This is a genomic window from Pyrococcus sp., assembly GCF_030153625.1.
GTDB classification, from domain to species: domain Archaea; phylum Methanobacteriota_B; class Thermococci; order Thermococcales; family Thermococcaceae; genus Pyrococcus; species Pyrococcus furiosus.
The window spans coordinates 1-18,334 of sequence record NZ_JASKLM010000021.1 but is presented as its reverse complement, the minus strand read 5'-3'; the positions used below and the strand labels follow the sequence as shown (position 1 = coordinate 18,334).

19 protein-coding genes and 2 pseudogenes are annotated in these 18,334 nt (G+C 43.8%); 14 read left to right on the top strand and 7 right to left on the bottom strand.

Going from position 1 to position 18,334, the window contains the following annotated elements:
• Positions 1 to 26 precede the first annotated feature (26 nt).
• On the bottom strand, positions 27 to 449 hold the full coding sequence (locus tag PWP39_RS04975; RefSeq protein ID WP_014835280.1) for a type II toxin-antitoxin system VapC family toxin: 423 nt from the start codon (positions 447 to 449) through the stop codon (positions 27 to 29).
• Between the two features lie 90 nt (positions 450 to 539).
• Positions 540 to 673 (bottom strand): annotated as a pseudogene (locus tag PWP39_RS04970) (MerR family transcriptional regulator); the annotation flags it as partial.
• 99 nt (positions 674 to 772) lie between these two features.
• Here PWP39_RS04970 and PWP39_RS04965 point away from each other — a divergent pair.
• From PWP39_RS04965 to mptE, 3 genes are all read left to right on the top strand, one after another.
• On the top strand, positions 773 to 931 hold the full coding sequence (locus PWP39_RS04965) for a family 1 glycosylhydrolase (protein WP_011012064.1): 159 nt from the start codon (positions 773 to 775) through the stop codon (positions 929 to 931).
• A 53-nt stretch (positions 932 to 984) separates the two neighbouring features.
• Positions 985 to 1,455: a hypothetical protein gene (locus PWP39_RS04960; RefSeq protein ID WP_011012065.1), complete on the top strand. Its 471-nt coding sequence runs from the start codon at positions 985 to 987 to the stop codon at positions 1,453 to 1,455.
• Between the two features lie 99 nt (positions 1,456 to 1,554).
• Complete coding sequence (gene mptE / locus PWP39_RS04955; protein ID WP_011012066.1) at positions 1,555 to 2,250, top strand: 6-hydroxymethyl-7,8-dihydropterin pyrophosphokinase; 696 nt, start codon at positions 1,555 to 1,557, stop codon at positions 2,248 to 2,250.
• On the opposite strand, the gene ndk is transcribed toward mptE, so the two are convergent.
• From ndk to PWP39_RS04940, 3 genes are read right to left on the bottom strand one after another with little or no spacing between them, the layout of a single operon-like run.
• Positions 2,240 to 2,725, bottom strand: coding sequence for a nucleoside-diphosphate kinase (ndk, locus tag PWP39_RS04950; protein ID WP_011012067.1), 486 nt, complete (start codon positions 2,723 to 2,725; stop codon positions 2,240 to 2,242). The genes mptE and ndk overlap by 11 nt on opposite strands.
• The gene (locus PWP39_RS04945; RefSeq protein WP_011012068.1) at positions 2,712 to 2,966 is read right to left on the bottom strand and encodes a hypothetical protein; all 255 of its coding nucleotides are present in this window, start codon (positions 2,964 to 2,966) and stop codon (positions 2,712 to 2,714) included. The genes ndk and PWP39_RS04945 overlap by 14 nt, the downstream gene beginning before the upstream one ends.
• Positions 2,941 to 4,884 (bottom strand): helicase C-terminal domain-containing protein, encoded by a 1,944-nt coding sequence (locus tag PWP39_RS04940; protein ID WP_014835281.1) that lies wholly within the window; start codon positions 4,882 to 4,884, stop codon positions 2,941 to 2,943. The genes PWP39_RS04945 and PWP39_RS04940 overlap by 26 nt, the downstream gene beginning before the upstream one ends.
• Before the next feature lie 339 nt (positions 4,885 to 5,223).
• Between PWP39_RS04940 and PWP39_RS04935 the strand changes: the two genes are divergently transcribed.
• From PWP39_RS04935 to PWP39_RS04885, 11 genes are all read left to right on the top strand, one after another.
• Entirely contained in the window at positions 5,224 to 5,610 is a 387-nt protein-coding gene (locus PWP39_RS04935; protein ID WP_011012070.1) for a hypothetical protein, read from the top strand.
• 308 nt (positions 5,611 to 5,918) lie between these two features.
• Complete coding sequence (ilvB, locus tag PWP39_RS04930) at positions 5,919 to 7,613, top strand: biosynthetic-type acetolactate synthase large subunit (RefSeq protein WP_011012071.1); 1,695 nt, start codon at positions 5,919 to 5,921, stop codon at positions 7,611 to 7,613.
• Position 7,614: 1 nt separating this feature from the next.
• Entirely contained in the window at positions 7,615 to 8,613 is a 999-nt protein-coding gene (ilvC, locus tag PWP39_RS04925; RefSeq protein ID WP_011012072.1) for a ketol-acid reductoisomerase, read from the top strand.
• A gap of 34 nt (positions 8,614 to 8,647) precedes the next feature.
• Positions 8,648 to 10,147: a 2-isopropylmalate synthase gene (locus PWP39_RS04920; RefSeq protein ID WP_011012073.1), complete on the top strand. Its 1,500-nt coding sequence runs from the start codon at positions 8,648 to 8,650 to the stop codon at positions 10,145 to 10,147.
• Positions 10,148 to 10,151: 4 nt separating this feature from the next.
• Complete coding sequence (gene leuC / locus PWP39_RS04915) at positions 10,152 to 11,426, top strand: 3-isopropylmalate dehydratase large subunit (RefSeq protein WP_011012074.1); 1,275 nt, start codon at positions 10,152 to 10,154, stop codon at positions 11,424 to 11,426.
• Positions 11,423 to 11,917 carry a 3-isopropylmalate dehydratase small subunit gene (leuD, locus tag PWP39_RS04910; RefSeq protein WP_011012075.1) on the top strand — a complete coding sequence of 165 codons (495 nt, stop codon included), beginning with the start codon at positions 11,423 to 11,425 and terminating at the stop codon, positions 11,915 to 11,917. The genes leuC and leuD overlap by 4 nt, the downstream gene beginning before the upstream one ends.
• Entirely contained in the window at positions 11,914 to 12,981 is a 1,068-nt protein-coding gene (locus tag PWP39_RS04905) for a 3-isopropylmalate dehydrogenase (RefSeq protein WP_011012076.1), read from the top strand. The genes leuD and PWP39_RS04905 overlap by 4 nt, the downstream gene beginning before the upstream one ends.
• Positions 12,962 to 14,539, top strand: coding sequence for a citramalate synthase (gene cimA, locus PWP39_RS04900; protein ID WP_011012077.1), 1,578 nt, complete (start codon positions 12,962 to 12,964; stop codon positions 14,537 to 14,539). The genes PWP39_RS04905 and cimA overlap by 20 nt, the downstream gene beginning before the upstream one ends.
• Positions 14,536 to 16,191, top strand: coding sequence for a dihydroxy-acid dehydratase (gene ilvD, locus PWP39_RS04895; protein WP_011012078.1), 1,656 nt, complete (start codon positions 14,536 to 14,538; stop codon positions 16,189 to 16,191). Before cimA ends, ilvD begins: the two co-directional genes overlap by 4 nt.
• A gap of 161 nt (positions 16,192 to 16,352) precedes the next feature.
• Positions 16,353 to 16,688: a HEPN domain-containing protein gene (locus PWP39_RS04890; protein ID WP_011012079.1), complete on the top strand. Its 336-nt coding sequence runs from the start codon at positions 16,353 to 16,355 to the stop codon at positions 16,686 to 16,688.
• On the top strand, positions 16,651 to 17,019 hold the full coding sequence (locus PWP39_RS04885; RefSeq protein WP_011012080.1) for a nucleotidyltransferase domain-containing protein: 369 nt from the start codon (positions 16,651 to 16,653) through the stop codon (positions 17,017 to 17,019). Before PWP39_RS04890 ends, PWP39_RS04885 begins: the two co-directional genes overlap by 38 nt.
• On the opposite strand, the gene PWP39_RS04880 is transcribed toward PWP39_RS04885, so the two are convergent.
• Both PWP39_RS04880 and PWP39_RS04875 read right to left on the bottom strand, forming a co-directional pair.
• Positions 17,020 to 18,177, bottom strand: a complete 1,158-nt coding sequence (locus PWP39_RS04880) for an MFS transporter (protein WP_288072947.1) — start codon at positions 18,175 to 18,177, stop codon at positions 17,020 to 17,022.
• Positions 18,178 to 18,246: 69 nt separating this feature from the next.
• Positions 18,247 to 18,334 (bottom strand): annotated as a pseudogene (locus PWP39_RS04875) (IS6 family transposase); the annotation flags it as partial.

Sequence of the window (18,334 nt, the reverse complement as noted above, 5' to 3'; positions counted from 1 at the left end):
CAACATTGAGCCGATAAAAGCCCCAACTACTCAACCATCCCCTCAAGTTCCAGAATCTTCTTCGAGCGGAGATGAACAACTGGAATGCCCCTCTCGCGGAGCCTCTTCTTAAGCCCCTTGTCATTCGTGCAGACGATTACGCGCTCGTTTTTCACCGCGAAATCTAATATATGGTCGTCTATTGGCCTCTCACCGAAGCGGCCGATCTTAACGGTCTCGAACCGTTCTGCCAGCTTCTTCGCCATCTTGACGGCCATCAGATCCCTTCTCCACGACTTCCTTTCTATGATGTTCAGCTCGTCCAAAACGACGTTTGGAACCACTACCTTAAACTTAACGTCGAGAATCCTGTGGAGCTCGTCGATTATGTCAACGCCGAACTGGCCTGGGACGAGGAGAAAGTTCGTGTCCGGAATGACCAGCCATTCTCGCCTTCGGCTTTCGCTCATAAAAACCACCAAGACTTCAAAATTGAAATCGGGAAAGAAAAGTCACTCCCTTATGAAGCCGTAGCCGATGAGCCTCCATCTGCTTCCGACCTTTTCCTCGCTTATTCCGAGGAGTCTTTTTATTTCACTTTCTGGAATTCTCCTCGTCCACCGGGTGTTCTAATGGTTTTGATTTTTCCTCCCTTGTCCCATTTCTGGATTGTTTTTGGGTGGACACCAAGTATTTCACTAGCTTACTTCATCGTGTAAATCTTCTATTTTACTATAATACATTAAATATTTTAAGCTTTCGCTTAGGAAGAACTATTGAGTGAGGCTTTGATGTGAGAGGATACTTCTACTGGTCATTCATAGACAACTACGAATGGGATAAGGGCTTTGAGCCAAAATTTGGGCTTGTAGCTTACGATCCACACACCTGGAAAAGAATCTCAAAAAGAAGTGCTTTTGCCTATGGAGAAATGAAGAAGGAGATTAGCTAGGAAACCTAAAAGCATTTAAATGTCTCTAGCGAGGTTAAGAGGGTGGAAAAGGAATGAAAGTGGAGGGATTTGTTGCCAGTTTAAGAAATGCTGAGACAATAGATGACTTATTTGCAATTCTAAAGAAAAAAGGAGCTCCAGTTGTTGAATTTGATGGCATGAAAAAGCTTGTGATTGTTGAAGGAGACTTTGAAGGGGAAAAATTCTGGACTGAAATAAATGGAGCAAAGGCCAACTTAGCCCTTGGGGATGCCATGTTAAATGCCGCTAGCGTTCCATTTAAGTGTAAGAGGGACTTCACTGGAGGAAACTTGATACTTCTTGACTTTGACTCAATAGAGAGTAATGAATTCCTCATTGCCTATGTTTCAGAAAAATCAGGCGTTTATTTCCACGTAAAGGCAGAAGAAGTGAAAGAAATAACGAAAGAAGAGTACGATGAGTTAAAAGACAGGATGCCTGAGTTCAAGGCAAAATCTTACAGTGAGGAAGAAATGGAAGGAATGGGTGCTTTCTTTGGTTGATGACCTCAGAAGTGGTAGCTTTCATCATCTCCTCAGGGCCGGGCTCGCTCTTCATCGGCCCAAACATTTTTCTTTATTGAAGGTTTTAACAGTTATCGTATGAAGTGGGAGGAGTGGAAGCCATTCTATGAAAGGATAGTCAAAGAGATGGGATACTCCATTGAAGAAGACAGAAGAGCGGCTGAGCTATTGAGGGACATACTTATGGAAAACGATAATTACATAATTAAAGAAGAACTTAATTCCATAATTATGCAAAAAGTGTATGTGTTTGGAGCTGGGCCCAACTTAGAGGAAGCTTTAAAGAAGGGAGATTTTAAGGACGGCACCAAGATAGCTGCCGACGGCGCTACCTCCGCACTTCTTGAGTACGGAATAACTCCAGATGTTGTAGTTACAGACTTGGATGGGAGAATAAGAGATCTCCTAGAAGCTTCAAGAAAAGCTGTGATGGTTGTTCATGCTCACGGGGACAATATGGATAAGCTACCGTTAGTTGTGGAATTTCCCCTCGTCCTGGGAACTTGCCAAACTGAACCTTTAGACATAGTCTACAACTTCGGGGGGTTTACTGACGGAGATAGGGCAGCGTTTCTTGCTGAGGAGATGGGGGCGAAGGAGATAGTACTAGTTGGCTTTGATTTCTCTGGGATTGTGGGGAAGTGGAGCAAGCCGTGGTTAAGGGATCACACCCCCGCATGGGAGAGCAAAATGAAAAAACTTAAATTTGCGAGGGAGCTCCTTGAGTGGTTAAAGAATAATGGAAGGGCAAAAATAATAGAGTTCAGCATTTAGCCTGCTTCTTTTCCCTGTAAAACCAATCTGCAGCTTTGCAGTATTCATAAATTTCTTCAGGTTTAAAGTACAGGCTTATTTCCCTCTCCGCACTTTCCTTTGAATCACTGGCATGAATCACGTTGTAGATTGCATCTCCTATGTCAAGTCCATAATCTCCCCTAATTGTCCCAGGTGCTGCGTCCTTTGGATCAGTAGCTCCAGCCATCTTTCTAACTACTTCTACTGCATACCTTCCCTCAACCACCATAACAACTACTGGAGCTTTCGTTATGTAATCTATGAGAGCCTCAAAGAAGGGCTTTCCTTTGTGCTCCTCATAGTGCTTCTCAGCCAACTCCCTGTCTATCCAGATCATCTTCATTCCAACAATCTTGAGGCCTTTCTTCTCAAACCTGCTTATAATTTCACCTATTAGACCCCTAACTACTGCGTCGGGCTTTATGATTACCAATGTTCTTTCAACTTCGTTCATCCAAAGCACCCCCATTATTTTCCCTCAAAGGTTTAAGTAAATTCCTCCCTTTCCATGCCAAGAATGCCAGGCCTACGAAAATTCCTGCAAGGACAAAGGGAATTTTTGAAGGTAAGGGCGATCCTCTGTGCCACTTGTAGAGAAGATAGTTTTGGTAGAGGAAAGCGTAGGTAAACCATGAGATAAAAGCTGTTTCCAATGCCAATATTATCCCATCATTCCATTTTTTGTCCCATTTCATTTAACCTGTCCCTCCAAAATCTCCTAAGTTTTATTCTCATAGTGGGGAGGGTTACAGGAATCATTGTCTCAACCATCCAGTCAGGAAGATCTTTCTTAACACTTTTCCATAAAACTCTATAGTCTAAAATGACTATGCTTCCCTTCTCCTCTTCAGACCTATGAACTCTCCCCGCAGCTTGGGTGAGCTTTCTGTGGGCTGGCAAAACGTACCCATAATACCTCCCCTTCCCTGGGAATTTCTTCTCAAAGTATCTAATTTGGGCCTGGACTCTAGGTGTGGGCCTTGCATAGGGTATCCCAACTAAGACAACACCGTTCATTTCATCTCCGGAGTAGTCTTGCCCTTCACTGTTCCTTCCCCCCATAACGCCAAATAATACTGCTCCCTTCCCTTTGGATTCTTCTTTGAATGCTCTTATCATTTCGTCATTCTCTCTTGACGGTGCATCTCTCTTCTCTATAAAGACCTTTTTCCCTATCTCTTCTTCAATTTTTATGTGGACATTGGTGCTTAGAATTCCTTCAAGAACTTCATAGGAAGCTGTGAAAACTCCAACATTTTTTGGGGTATTTCTTACTGCCTCAAATATGTATTCCGAAATTCTTCTATAAAGGGATGGGCTTCTCTCTATCCCCCTTGTAGACACGTCTCTCGCCACAAGAACTATTGCATTTTCTCTCTTTATCATCCTGGGAAACTTCTTTAACTCTGCTTTAACTCCTATTATATCTCTAAATGCCTCCAAAGGGCTAAGAGTTCCGGACATGAATATTGCAGAGTGAACCTCTTCAAGGAATTCGAGGGCTACTGAGGGATCTAATGCTACTAACTCCAACGCAAGTCCTCTCTCTTTTGTAAAGAGGTGAAGGTAATCTTCCCTCTCTCGAAGGGCAAGCCAATTCCACAGAAACTCTCCCACCCTTCCAACATAGCTTCTAGGGGGGAGGTTTCTCTCTATTCTATCCTCCCTAATTGCATCTCCAACTTCAATCATATCTTCCAACATCATGCCGATTTCCCTTCCACTCCATCCCAAAACGGAAGCTACGTGAAGAAACACTTCTTCTGGCCTTATCGGGACTTCTTCACTTTCATAATTTTCCAGCTTTTCTTTGTATAGAATCTCCAATCCCCTTAGGAGTATTGAGAGGAAATTCTCAATGTCCTTTTCTCCGTACTCTTCGGCCTCCTTAATGGCCCTCTCTATGCTCCTTATGCTTAGCCTATCACTAAGTGCAGAAATTGCTTGGTCAGGTAAGTTGTGAGCCTCGTCAAATATAACTATCAAATCTGAGTAATCCACACCTAAGTTTTCTAAGAAAGCCTGCCTTATTGGAGGGCTTATCATATACAGGTAGCTCGCTACAATAACATTAGCTTTCTCTCCAATTTTCTTCGTAATTTCGTAGGGGCAGAGCTCAAGTAATTCGCTGTATTCGAGAACCTCATGGGGAAAAGGAGGAGAGTTCAGGAAAAATCTCACTATCTCCTCCACTCTGTCTCTTTTCTCTTTTATATTTTCAAAGAATGGGCACTTTCCCAATTTTCTTAGGGTTTTACAGACTATCATACTAGTGTAGGCATCTTGGACAAATGTTTGGATGTAGGAGTGAAGACATAAGTCCCTTCTACTCCTGAATTCAATTCCGCTAACTTCATTCCTTTCCCTAATTTTTTTGAGCTCCTCTATTACTCTATCCATCTGCTTATGAGTTCTAGCCAGGTACACAACTTTATAGCCTAAAGAGATTGCATAGGGAAGGACTCCAGCTAAAACGCTTATAGTTTTTCCAAATCCAGTGGGAGCTTCAACAATAAGGTTTTCCCCTCTTTTTACAGCTTCTTTCACAATTTCTATAAATTCTCGCTGATTTGGCCTTAACCTCTCGTAGGGAAAGTACTGTAGCTCCTCCATTTTTCTCGTAATTCTAGTCTCCTCGCTACCTAAAAACCTACCGTCTATATATTCTATATACCTGAATGTATAAGTTAGGGCACAGATGTGTGCATATGAACCTAAACGAACATAAACGAAAAGTTTTTATATGGGCAAGTATCTTCAATATTTCCGATGATGTATATGAACAAAACAAAGATAAGGAAGAATTTAATGACTATGAAATATTACACTGTTAAGTTACTTGTCATACTGATTATTATTCTTCTTCTATGAAGTGACAAGTTGGTATTGCGCGCACCCCTAATCTTTTGGGGTGGTTTTGTCTCTACGACAAAAATGCTGGAGGTGGGTGGTATGGAGTTCGAAGCCATGAAGAAGGTGGTTGTAGAGGCGATGGAGAACGGAGCCCAATGGGTAGCAGTGACAGTGAAGACTAGAGAGTCCCCCCAGGAGATGGTAGATAAGTTTGAAAGATTCCTAAAGGCCAGCGGTTGGAATGTGAAATTCAAAGCCAATTGGTGGTCTCCAGCAAGATATGGTGTGGCAGTTGTAGAGGCAGATAAGGATGGAAAGAGTAAGACAGTGATGATAAAGTGGGTCAATTCAAGGGAAGATAAAGTAGTAAGAGTGGAAGGTAAAAAGGAGAGTGAAGGGAAGAGGGAGTTTTACACAATAGTTGATCTAGTAAGTGATGACTTCCTATATGACAACATATTGAGAAATATGATGAATAGGTACTGAAAAGTTTGACATCTTGCTATAAATTTCCCCTTCTTTTGTTTCGAAATATTTTCTGTTAGAACTTTTTTAGTTCGGAGGTTTTTATCTAATATGTCAAAAATTCAACAAAATTTTAGAAAACTTTTTATATATGTAACGAACCCTTAGGTGATGATGAAGGTCATAGTAACACTCCAACTATCCAAGTACTTCCTACTTCTTGATGCCCTTATTCTAGCTATTATTGGGCTTATTATTCTTCTCTGAAGGGAAAGGGGCAACTTCTGGCCCCTTCTAAGCTTGTATAAAAATTTTGGGGGTGCAACTCCATGGAAATGTCCGGTGCAAAAGCCCTCGTCCGGGCCCTCGAAAAAGAAGGCGTGCAACACACGTTTGGGATAATTGGTGGAAGTATAATGCCAGTGTTTGATGAACTACTAGATAGCAACATAAGACACATAACCACTAGACACGAGCAGGGAGCAGCCCATGCTGCAGATGGATACGCAAGAGTAAGTGGAAGGCCTGGGGTGGCAATAACTACCTCAGGCCCAGGGGCCACAAATCTAGTTACTGGAATAGCTACGGCATATATGGACTCATCACCTATAGTAGCATTGACAGGGCAGGTTCCAACATACATGGTAGGAAAGATGGCGTTTCAAGAAACGGATATCATAAACATAACTAAGCCAATAACAAAGTGGAATTACCAGGTGAAAAGACCGAGGGAGATCCCCGAAGCTGTAAAAATGGCATTCACAATCGCCACACTAGGAAGACCTGGCCCTACACTAATTGACCTTCCTAAGGATGCTCAAACAGATGTTGAAGATGTAGATTTTGACGTTGATATTTCCCAAAAGGTAACGCCCTGGAGACCACCTAAGCTTGATGCTTGCCCTGAAGAGGTAAAGAAAGCTGTTGACATGATTCTCTCAGCTGAGAGACCTGTGATCATTGTTGGTGGAGGAGTTGTTTGGTCAGGAGCAACTGATGAAGTTTTGGCTATAGCTGAGTACTTGCTAATCCCAATAATGGCCACCTTCATGGGGAAAGGAGCCGTCCCAGAAAATCATCCACTCTACGTGGGAAATCTTGGAATGCACGGAAAAATTGCTGCAAACAAACTCCTTCCTCAGACTGATTTGATAATAGCTGTAGGAATGAGGTGGAGCGATAGGACAGTTAGCGAATTTGAGAACTTTGCTCCAGAGGCTAAGATAATACACATTGACATTGACCCGAAGGAAGTTGGGAAGAACGTAAAAGTGGACCTAGGGATTATAGGGGATGCCAAGAGAGTACTCAGGGCTATCTACAACGAAATTGTTAGAAGGGCAAAGAAAAGAGAGAGCTGGCCATGGTTAGAGAAAGTTAGGGAATTCAAAGAGAAATATAAAGAAGAGCTAGTCCCAATTGATGGGGACTATCTCAGACCCCCTGAGATTTTGAAGGAGTTGAGGAAGCTCCTCCCTCCAGATGCCATAGTTGCAACTGAAGTTGGACAAAATCAAATGTGGGTAGCGTTGTTCTTCCCAATACTAAAGCCTAGGACTTTCTTGACTTCGGGTGGATTGGGGACAATGGGCTTTGGCTTCCCAGCGGCCATAGGGGCAAAGGTAGCAAAGCCAGAGAAGGTAGTTGTGGATATTGCGGGTGATGGGAGCTTTATGATGTCCGAAAGAGAATTGGCCACAGCAGTCAACGAAAATCTTCCAGTAATAGTGATAATTCTCAACAACTCCTCCCTGGGAATGGTCGCCCAATGGCAGAGAATGTTCTACAATAGAAGATACATAGCTACTTATTTCAAAAAGAATCCTGATTTTGTCAAGCTGGCTGAGGCTTATGGAGCCAATGGATACAAGGCTGAGACTATGGATGAGTTGCTCAAAGCGGTGAAGGAAGGAATGAACTCTGATGTTCCCACGGTTATAGACGTCCCAATCCATCCGGAGGATGATGTTCTCCCAATGGTTCCTCCTGGGCAACACATCTCAAACGTTGTGACAAGGTATTGAGGTGGTTAGAGTGGTAAAGGTTTGGTATGACAACGAGGTAAGTATGGATATACTCAAGGACAAGACCGTGGCTGTTATAGGGTATGGAAGCCAGGGTGAAGCACAGGCAAAGAACATGAGGGATTCCGGAGTCCACGTTATACTTGGCCTAAGGCCAGAAGGGAACTCCTGGAAGAGGGCTCAGAAGGATGGGTTTGAGGTCTATACTATAGAGGAGGCAACTAAGAGGGCTGATATAGTCCACATACTCATTCCAGACCTTGTTCAGCCGAAGGTCTACAAGGAGAAGATAGCGCCTTACCTAAGAGAAGGACAGGCTCTTGGGTTCTCCCATGGCTTCAACATCCACTATAAGCAGATTGTTCCTCCAGAGTACGTTGATGTGATAATGGTTGCTCCAAAAAGCCCAGGGAGGAGAGTTAGAGAGGTTTTCCTTGAGGGCTTTGGCGTTCCAGCCCTTATAGCAGTTTATCAAGACTACACTGGGCATGCAAAGGAACTTGCCTTGGCCATGGCTAAGGCAATAGGGGCAACAAGAGCTGGGGTAATTGAGACGACATTCAAGGACGAAACTGAGAGTGATCTAATAGGAGAGCAGCTTGTCTTAGTTGGGGGCCTTATAGAATTAATCAAGAAGGGCTTTGAAGTTTTAGTTGAGCTGGGGTATCCTCCAGAGCTAGCCTACTTTGAAGCATGTAATGAGGCAAAGCTGATAATGGACTTGATCTATGAAAGAGGATTTACAGGAATGCTAAAGGCAGTGTCAGATACGGCAAAGTACGGGGGGCTAACCGTAGGGCCTAAGGTCATTGACGAGCACGTTAAGGAAAACATGAGGAAATATGCCGAAAGAGTGAGGAGTGGAGAATTTGCGAAAGAGTGGATATCAAAGGCAGATAAGGCTGATGAAGTTCTCAAAGAGCTAATGAAAGAGATCGAGGAGCACGAGATCGAAAAAGTTGGAAGGTTCATTAGGAGAATGTCAGGCCTTGAAAAGTGATTTCTCCCCTTTCCACTTTTTTGGAGGGAAAGTGATGGCGAGGAAGATAAAGATTTTCGACACTACACTAAGGGATGGAGAGCAGACCCCAGGAGTTAGCTTAACAGTAGAAGAAAAGATAGAGATAGCAAAGCAACTGGCAAGGCTTAATGTAGATGTCATTGAGGCAGGATTCCCAATATCTTCTCCTGGGGAATTTGAGGCTGTAAAGAGAATAGCTAGGGAGGTTAGAGGCCCAACAATTGCGGCTTTAGCTAGGGCCGTAAAGAAGGATATAGATGCCGCAGGAGAAGCCCTAAAGGATGCAGAAAGCAAGAGAATACATACATTCATAGCAACCTCACTAATTCACATGAAGTATAAGCTGAGGAAAACTCCAGAAGAAGTTAAAAAGATGGCCGTAGAGGCCGTGGAGTATGCCACTAAGTACACGGATGACATTGAATTTTCTGCAGAAGATGCCACGAGAAGTGACTGGAACTTTTTGGTTGAGGTCTACGAGGCAGTCATAGATGCGGGAGCAACAACAATTAACGTTCCCGATACCGTTGGTTATACAACTCCTGAAGAATTTTATGAGTTGATTAGGTATCTCAAGCGCAACATAACTAATCTAAATGGCGTAACGATAAGCGTTCACTGTCACAACGATCTAGGCTTAGCGGTTGCAAACTCCCTCTCAGCAGTGAGGGCTGGAGCTGATCAGGTTGAAGTCACCGTTAATGGAATTGGAGAGAGAGCTGGAAATGCTGCATTAGAAGAAGTTGTCGTGGCATTAGACGTGAGGAAAGACTTCTACAATGTTGAGACGGGCATAAATCTAGGGGAGATAGCCAGGACAAGCAAGCTAGTGGCGAGGCTAACTGGAATTGAAGTTCCACCAAATAAAGCAGTGGTAGGAGCAAATGCCTTTGCCCATGAATCTGGAATTCATCAGGATGGGGTTCTAAAGGAAAGAACGACTTATGAGATAATAGACCCCAGGAAGCTGGGGTTCTCGGGAAGTAAAATAGTTTTAGGTAAACACTCTGGAAGGCACGCATTTAGGAAAAAGCTCGAGGAGATGGGATATAGACTTAGTGAAGAGGAGATAAATAGGTTGTTTGCAAAATTCAAGGAGATAGCCGACAGGAAGAAGGGCTTAACTGAGCTCGATATTGAAGCAATAGTCCAGGAAGAGCTAGGGAAAGGGAAAGGCAAGTATAGCGTTGAGGTTCTCCACGTAATTTCTGGGAAGATTTCCACAGCCACGGTGAGGGTTCAAGGGGATGGTATTGATAAAATTGAGAGTGCTTGGTCGAGCAATGGCCCCATAGATGCACTCTTTGCTGCTATAAATAGAGCCCTTGGAATTGATTGCAAATTAAAGGAGTACAGAGTTTCTTCTGTTACCTCTGGAAGAGATGCCTTGGGAGAAGTTTTAGTTAGAGTTGAATATAACGGAGAGATTTACGTTGGAAGAGGTTTGAGCACCGACATTATTGAGGCAAGTGCTCAGGCGTATCTTTCTGCTCTAAATAGAATTAGGAGGTGAAATTATGGGCGGAATGACAATAGCTGAAAAAATTTTGGCAACTCATGCCGGAAAGGAAGAGGTAAAACCTGGAGAGATAGTTTTGGCAAAAGTGGACTTCATGTTTGGGAATGATGTAACAACCCCCTTAGCCATAAAAACGTTTAGAAAGATTGGAGTGGAGAAGGTTTTTGACCCAGAAAGAATAGCAATAGTTTTAGATCACTTCACTCCAAATAAAGATATCAAAGCTGCGGAGCAATGTAAATTCTCACGAGAATTTGCCAGAGAACAGGGAATCAAGTGGTTCTTTGAGGGAGGAAACGTTGGTGTCGAGCATTGTTTACTCCCTGAGTTAGGATTAGTTCTCCCAGGAGAGCTAATTATTGGAGCAGATTCCCACACTTGCACTTATGGAGCCCTGGGTGCCTTTGCAACTGGAGTTGGTAGTACTGACTTAGCAGTTGCAATGGCCACAGGAGAAGCTTGGTTTAGAGTTCCCGAAACGATAAAGTTCGTCTATGAAGGAGATCTTCAACCCTGGGTAACAAGCAAGGATCTCATACTCTACACAATTGGAGACATAGGGGTTAACGGAGCTCTCTACAAGGTCATGGAATTTTCGGGGGAGGTTATAGAAAAGCTTTCAGTGGAACAGAGAATGACAATGACTAACATGGCCATAGAGGCAGGAGCAAAGACTGGGATAATAGAGCCGGATAAGAAGACTATAGAGTACGTAAAGGGGAGGGCCAAGAGAGAGTACAAGATCTACAAGAGCGATGAAGATGCAAAGTACTACAAGGTTATTGAGTATGACGTTAGTAAAATTGAACCTCAAGTTGCCTTTCCACACTTACCCGAAAACACGGTTCCCATCAGCAAGGCCGCAAAGATGAACATAAAGATAGACCAAGTTGTCATTGGCTCATGTACGAATGGTAGGTTGGAAGACCTTAGAATGGCCGCTGAAGTTTTAGAAGGCCAGAAAGTGGCCCCCTGGGTAAGGCTTATCATTCTTCCATGTTCACCGACTGTGTATTTCAAGGCAATGAAGGAGGGCCTCTTGGAGATTTTCCTGGAGGCAGGAGCTGTTATAGGGCCTCCAACTTGTGGACCGTGCCTAGGAGGTCACATGGGTATTCTGGCGAGTGGTGAGAGAGCTGTATCTACAACAAACAGGAACTTTGTTGGAAGAATGGGTCACCCAAAGAGCGAAGTTTACTTGGCAAGTCCCTATGTAGCTGCAGCTTCGGCTATTCTTGGTAGAATTGCCTCTCCAGAGGAGGTGGTAAAATGAAGGCTAGAGGGAGGGCCTGGAAGTATGGGGACAATATAGACACCGACGTTATAATTCCAGCAAGGTACTTGAACACATCAGATCCAAAAGAGCTGGCCCAGCATGTTCTTGAAGACCTAGACCCTGAGTTTAGGTACAAGATGAAGCCTGGAGATATAATAGTGGCTGGAGAAAACTTCGGATGTGGGAGCTCAAGAGAACATGCTCCATTGGCAATTAAAGCGGCGGGAGTGTCTGCAGTTATAGCGAAGTCTTTCGCTAGGATATTCTATAGGAATGCAATAAACATTGGGCTACCAATTTTGGAGGCTCCTGAGGCTGTTGAAAGGATAGAGACTGGAGATGAGATCGAAATAGACTTCTCAACTGGAGAAATCAGAAATCTGACAAAGGGGGAAGTATATCACGCCAACCCATTTCCCGAATTTATAATGGAAATCATCAAGGCTGGAGGGCTTGTTGAATGGGCTAAGAGGAGGTTGGCAAAATGATAAAGATAGCTGTGATCCCAGGTGATGGGATAGGAAAGGAGGTAGTGGCTGAGGGGCTAAAGGTTCTTCGCAAAATAGAGGAGCTGAGCAACGTTAAGTTCGACTTTCAAGAGTATCCATTCGGAGCAGAACATTACTTGAAAACTGGAGAAACCCTTCCAGACTGGGCTCTTGAGGAGTTTAGACACTTTGATGCAATTTACTTTGGAGCAATTGGGGATCCAAGGGTAAAGCCGGGAATTCTAGAACACGGAATTCTACTTAAGCTCAGATTTTCCCTAGACCTTTACGTAAACTTAAGACCTGTAAAGTTATACCACCCAAAACTAACTCCGCTAAAGGGAAAGGAAAAGATTGACATGGTGTTCATAAGGGAAAACACTGAGGGCCTATATGCAGGAGCGGGTGGTTTTCTTAGGAAGGGGACCCCTCATGAGGTCGCTATTCAAGAAATGATAAATACTAGGTTTGGAGTCGAGAGAACCATTAGGTTTGCCTTTGAATATGCAAAGACTAAGGGGAGAAAAAAGGTAACTCTAGTAGATAAGGCCAACGTTCTTACCTATGCTCACGATCTCTGGCAGAGAGTGTTTAAGGAAGTTGCTTCGGAATACCAGGAAATAGAGACTGACCACTACTATGTTGATGCTATGGCAATGAAAATGATCCGTTCTCCAGAGATCTTCGAAGTAGTTGTAACTCCAAACATGTTTGGAGACATTCTCACTGACTTGGGAGCAGAGATTGTGGGAGGATTAGGATTAGCAGCTTCTGGAAATATCAATCCAAGGGGAGTTTCCATGTTTGAGCCAGTCCACGGTTCTGCCCCAGACATTGCAGGAAAGGGCATTGCAAATCCACTAGCTGCGATTTTAACAGCAGCTCTAATGCTTGAGCACCTGGGATTGGACAGGGAAGCCTCACTTGTGGAAAAGGCCGTTGCGAAGACAATAGAAGAAAACAAAGTAACACCAGACTTGGGAGGAGAGTTGAAGACTAGCGAAGTTGGTAATGAAGTTGTGAAAAATTTAGAGGTGTTATGGGATGAGGGAGAGGAGAGTTGAGCTATATGATACAACACTTAGAGATGGCTCCCAAATGGAGGGGATAAGCTTTTCCCTTGAGGATAAGCTAAAGATAACTGAAAAGCTCGATGAATTTGGAATTCACTACATAGAAGGAGGATGGCCGGGTTCCAATCCAAAGGACATTGAATACTTTAGAGCTGTGAAAGATTTGCCCTTAGAAAATGCGGAAATAGCGGCTTTTGGAAGTACAAGGAGGCCTAGGGTGAGGGCAGAGGAGGATGCAAACTTAAATGCCTTGGTTGACTCTGAGGCCCCAATAGCCACAATCTTTGGCAAGAGCTGGGACCTCCACGTAACTAGAGCTCTAAAGACAACTCTTGAGAACAACCTCCAGATGATTGCGGAGTCAATAGAATACTTAAGAGAGCACGGAATGAGGGTTTTCTACGATGCAGAGCACTTCTTCGATGGTTATAGAGCAAATCCTGAATATGCAATAACCACCATAAAGGTAGCGGAAGAAGCTGGGGCCGAGAGAATAGTCTTGGCTGACACAAACGGAGGATCTCTTCCCTCCTTTGTTAAAAGCGTAGTGGAGAAAGTAAAGGAAGAAATAAAGACTCCCCTAGGAATTCACGCCCACAATGATTCTGAGTTGGCAGTGGCAAATTCCTTAATGGCATTTGAGGCCGGAGTAATCCAAATCCAGGGTACTATAAACGGATATGGAGAGAGATGCGGAAATGCTAACTTAATCTCGATAATCCCAGCTTTGGAGTTAAAGTATGGAGTTGAAGTCGTTGGGAGGGAGAGGCTTAAAAAGTTGAAGGAGTTGGCCCACTTTGTTGCGGAACTAGCTAACATGGAAATTCCCAGGAACCAACCATACGTTGGTGACAGTGCCTTTGCCCACAAAGGAGGAGTTCACGTTTCGGCAGTTCTCAAGGATCCAAGAACGTACGAGCATATTCCCCCAGAGGCAGTTGGGAACAGAAGAAAGGTTGTAGTATCCGAGCTCTCTGGAAGGAGCAATCTGATATACAAGGCTAAAGAGCTTGGCATAGATATCAACGAAAATGATCCAAAGCTTCAAGAGGTTGTTAAGAAGATAAAAGAGCTTGAATTCCTGGGCTATCACTTTGAAGCCGCTGAAGCTTCACTGGAGCTTCTAATAAAGAAGGTGAAGGGAGAGTATACCCCAACTTTTGAGCTGGAGAGGGCAATGGTCGTTAGTGAGATTCTCCCAGATCACTCTCCAATATCAGAGGCAACCGTTGTCGTTAAAGTAGGTGATAAAAAGGTTCACACGGCGGCAGAGGGAAATGGGCCGGTAAATGCCCTGGATTTGGCCCTTAGAAAAGCCCTCTCAGAGTTCTATCCAGAGCTCAAAAAGATTAGTTTGGTGGACTACAAGGTTAGGGTTCTTGGAAGTGAAAAGGGAACAGCTGCAAAGGTTAGAGTCCTCATCCAAACCAGCGATGGAAGGAGGACATGGGGCACTGTGGGAGTGTCAACAAACATCATCGAGGCGAGCTTAAACGCAATAATTGACAGTATGGAGTACTGGCTCATGAAGGGGAGGGAGAACAAATGAGAAGTGATGTAATCAAGAAGGGAATTGAAAGAGCTCCCCATCGTTCTCTATTTAAGGCCATGGGCTTCACAGATGAGGAACTAGAAAGACCATTAATTGGAGTTGCCAATTCATTTAACGAGCTGATCCCTGGGCATATCCATCTAAGAAAGATTGCTGAGGCGGTAAAAGCTGGAATAAGGATGGCAGGTGGCACTCCTCTAGAGTTTAACACAATAGGAATATGCGATGGAATAGCAATGAACCACCTGGGAATGAAATATTCACTACCCTCAAGAGAGCTAATAGCGGACAGCGTCGAACTAGTTGCTAGAGTCTACCACTTTGATGGCATAGTGGTCATAGCATCTTGTGACAAAATAATTCCAGGAATGCTAATGGCCATAGCAAGGTTGAACATTCCAGCCATATTCGTCTCCGGTGGTCCAATGCTTCCCGGCAGATTTAAGGGAGAATATGTGGATGTAAAAACTGTCTTCGAGGCAGTGGGTGCTGTAAAGGCTGGAAAAATGAGTTATGAGGAGCTAAAGCTTCTAGAGAACTTTGCATGCCCAGGGTGTGGAAGCTGTGCCGGAATGTTTACAGCCAATACCATGAATGCCCTCACAGAGGCTTTGGGAATTTCTCTGCCCTGGAACGGAACAGCTCCTGCTCCCTATGCCCACAGGATAAGGATAGCTAAGGAAACTGGAATGCAGATAGTTAAGTTAGTGGAGAAAGATGTCAAAGCTAGAGACATCCTTACTAGGGAAGCCTTCGAAGATGCAATAGCTGTGGATATGGCCCTGGGAGGATCAACAAACACGGTCCTCCACCTAATGGCCATTGCAAATGAAGCTAAGGTTGATTTATCTTTGGAAGACTTTGACAGGATTAGCGAGAAGACCCCAACGTTGGCAAAGCTGAGTCCCGCAGGAAAGCACTTTGTAGTTGATCTTTACGAGGCAGGAGGAATACTCGGAGTTATGAAGAGGTTGAGTGAACTGGGGCTTATTCACGAAGACAGGTTAACAGTATCGTTAAAAACAGTGGGAGAATTGTTGAAGAGCGCTTTTGTCTCAAGAGATGATGTAATAAGGCCGGTGACAAATCCCTATCATCCAAGGGGAGGAATAATGATTCTTAGAGGAACTTTAGCTCCCAACGGTGCTGTGATAAAGGTTTCCGCCGTGGAAGGAGTTGAAGTGTTTGAAGGGCCAGCAAAGGTCTTTGATAGCGAAGAGGAAGCAACAGCAGCAATTCTATCCGGAAAGATTGAGAGGGGAGATGTTGTTGTTATAAGATACGAAGGGCCCAAAGGAGGTCCAGGAATGAGAGAAATGCTGACTCCAACTTCTGCAATAGCGGGAATGGGGCTTGACAAGGATGTTGCATTGGTGACGGATGGGAGATTTTCCGGAGCAACAAGGGGACTTTCAGTTGGTCATGTCTCTCCTGAAGCTGCTGAAGGAGGGCCAATAGCACTAGTAAAGGATGGAGACATTATCAGAATTGATTTGAAAAATAAGAGGATTGATTTACTTGTCGATGAGGAGGAGCTAAGAAAAAGAAGAGAAGAGTGGAAGCCAAAGGTCAAAGAGCTTACAGGATATCTTAAGAGATACTCAACTCTTGTCACCTCTGCCAACACTGGTGCTATCTTGAGACATTAACTTCTCTCTTCTTTCTGTTTTATATCGAAAGAGTTAAGACTCTGTTGGATAGAATGAAAATGGTGGGATAATGCACTATGAAGAAGTCGAAATCCTCTTTCAGCGCTCGAGAGATTATATCTCCCTCGCAGACACTGCTTTCCAAGTAAGGAAAGTATGAGGTGGCAATTTTTCTTGCAGAACAAGGGCTTCAGATATACCTAAAGGCCATACTCATTAAATATGCCGATCTAAGGTTGAAGACTCACTCACTAAGGGAGCTCCTTATGAGTGTTGGAAAAGTATTTGAGATGGAAGAGAGAGTTGCAGAATTCATTAAGTCCAATAGAATAATGCTTCGGGAGCTTGAAGATGCATATATTGACGCCAGATACGAGCCAAAGCTATATTCTCGGAAGGATGCTGAAGACATTATCTACTTTGTTAAGCAGGTAATGACCTTTGTGGAGGAGCTTGAAGATGAATTCGAGAGAAAAGTTGATCAAAGAACTTATTGAAAGAGGGAGAAAGCAGTATCTCATGATAAAAAACTATCATCTCTACCTACCATCAATAAAGAAAGCTTGTGAGAAAATTTTTGGTAACTGTGAAGTCTATGTATTTGGAAGTGTATTGACGGGGAAGTTCACGGCAGGAAGTGACGTTGATCTGCTGATAAAAGTTCCTAACCCTCCAAAAAGCTTACGGGCGAAGGCTGAAGTTGAGGCTAAGATAGAGGAACTCGCAGGTTTGCCGGACTATCATCCGTTTGAGTTTCACATAGTTGATGAGGAAGGCTTCAAATGGTATGTGGAAAAGCTAAAAATAAAGTTAAAAAGAGTAAGCTAGCTACTTCTTTGCAATCCACAAGAGAAAGACTCCAGCTAATATAAATGCCATTAAACTTCCCGAATAAGGTAGTGTCGGATGTATACTGGCCAGAGCTCCGGCCGTTATTGGGGTTATAAGTCCAAGAACTCTCTGATAACTCGAAAGGGCTGCATGGAATTCAGTTGTTCTCTCCCTTGGAATGAGCTTGAAAAGCCAAGAGCGATAGAAGGGAAACCATAACGCGTTCCCAAAGTCTCCAATAGCGTAAACAGCCAAGGCAAGCCAGAATGGCGGAGCCAAAGCCATCACGAAGGCGTAGAGGGCGTTTAGGAACATCCCCAAAGCTATCGCGTGGAAACCCTTATTCTTTGGAACGCGCTCGCTGGCGTAGGTGCCAGCTATTCTCATTATGCTACACGCAACCACTATCAGCGTTATCTCGAAAATTGTCTTTTTCAACACAAAAACAACATAATTTATGAGAATAAATTCTGGTGCAAGTCCCCAAGCTAGGGTTAAGAGAGTTTCAAACGCGATGAGGTGCTTGAACTCACCGATCTTGAATTTGAAGCCTTCGGAGCTTATCCTCTCTTCCTTGCCTACTGGAGGTAGGAAAAGCCAGAGATACGTGACAGTTACAACTGAGAAAAGGCCAAAGAAGAGAAAGGTTAAGCGGTAGTGCTCCGGCTTGTTGTACACATACCCAAGGAGATAGCCCATTATGGGAAAGCTCACAAGGGTTGCTATTTCTGGAAGGCGAAGATGCCAGGCAAAAATCTCCTCATACTTATCCTCGGGATAAATTATCTGTTCATAGGCTTGATAGAGAGGATACAAGAGAGAGGATAACTTCTCTATAATTCTACCTATAAAGAGCATCAGAGGAGCTATCGCACCTTTTGCAAGGCCATACATAACGTAAGCTATGCCATCAAGTATATCAATTGTTATTAGCCCTTTCTTAATATCCCAGTTGTTGAATAGCCTACCAAATAGATACGTGAGGGGTATTGATGCTATGTTAATTGCCGTGAAGAATGCTCCAACTTCTAGTACTGAATAACCAGTTTTCATGAGGTAAAGAGGGAAGAGTATCCATACTATGAGCCCAGGAGCTATAAAGGTGTGGTATAGCATGTAAGCCTTGGCTTCCCTGGGGATCTCACTCCAGCGCATAAAGACCACTATCGAGGCTTGACTTGCATGAAAAACTTTAAATGATTTTTGGTGAGAGTAATGATACTGTCAGGATAACTGGGGTATCACCTCCTGAAGCCATTCAGTCACATCACCAGGCGGTCCACCAAACCGAGAATGAATTCTAACAAAATTA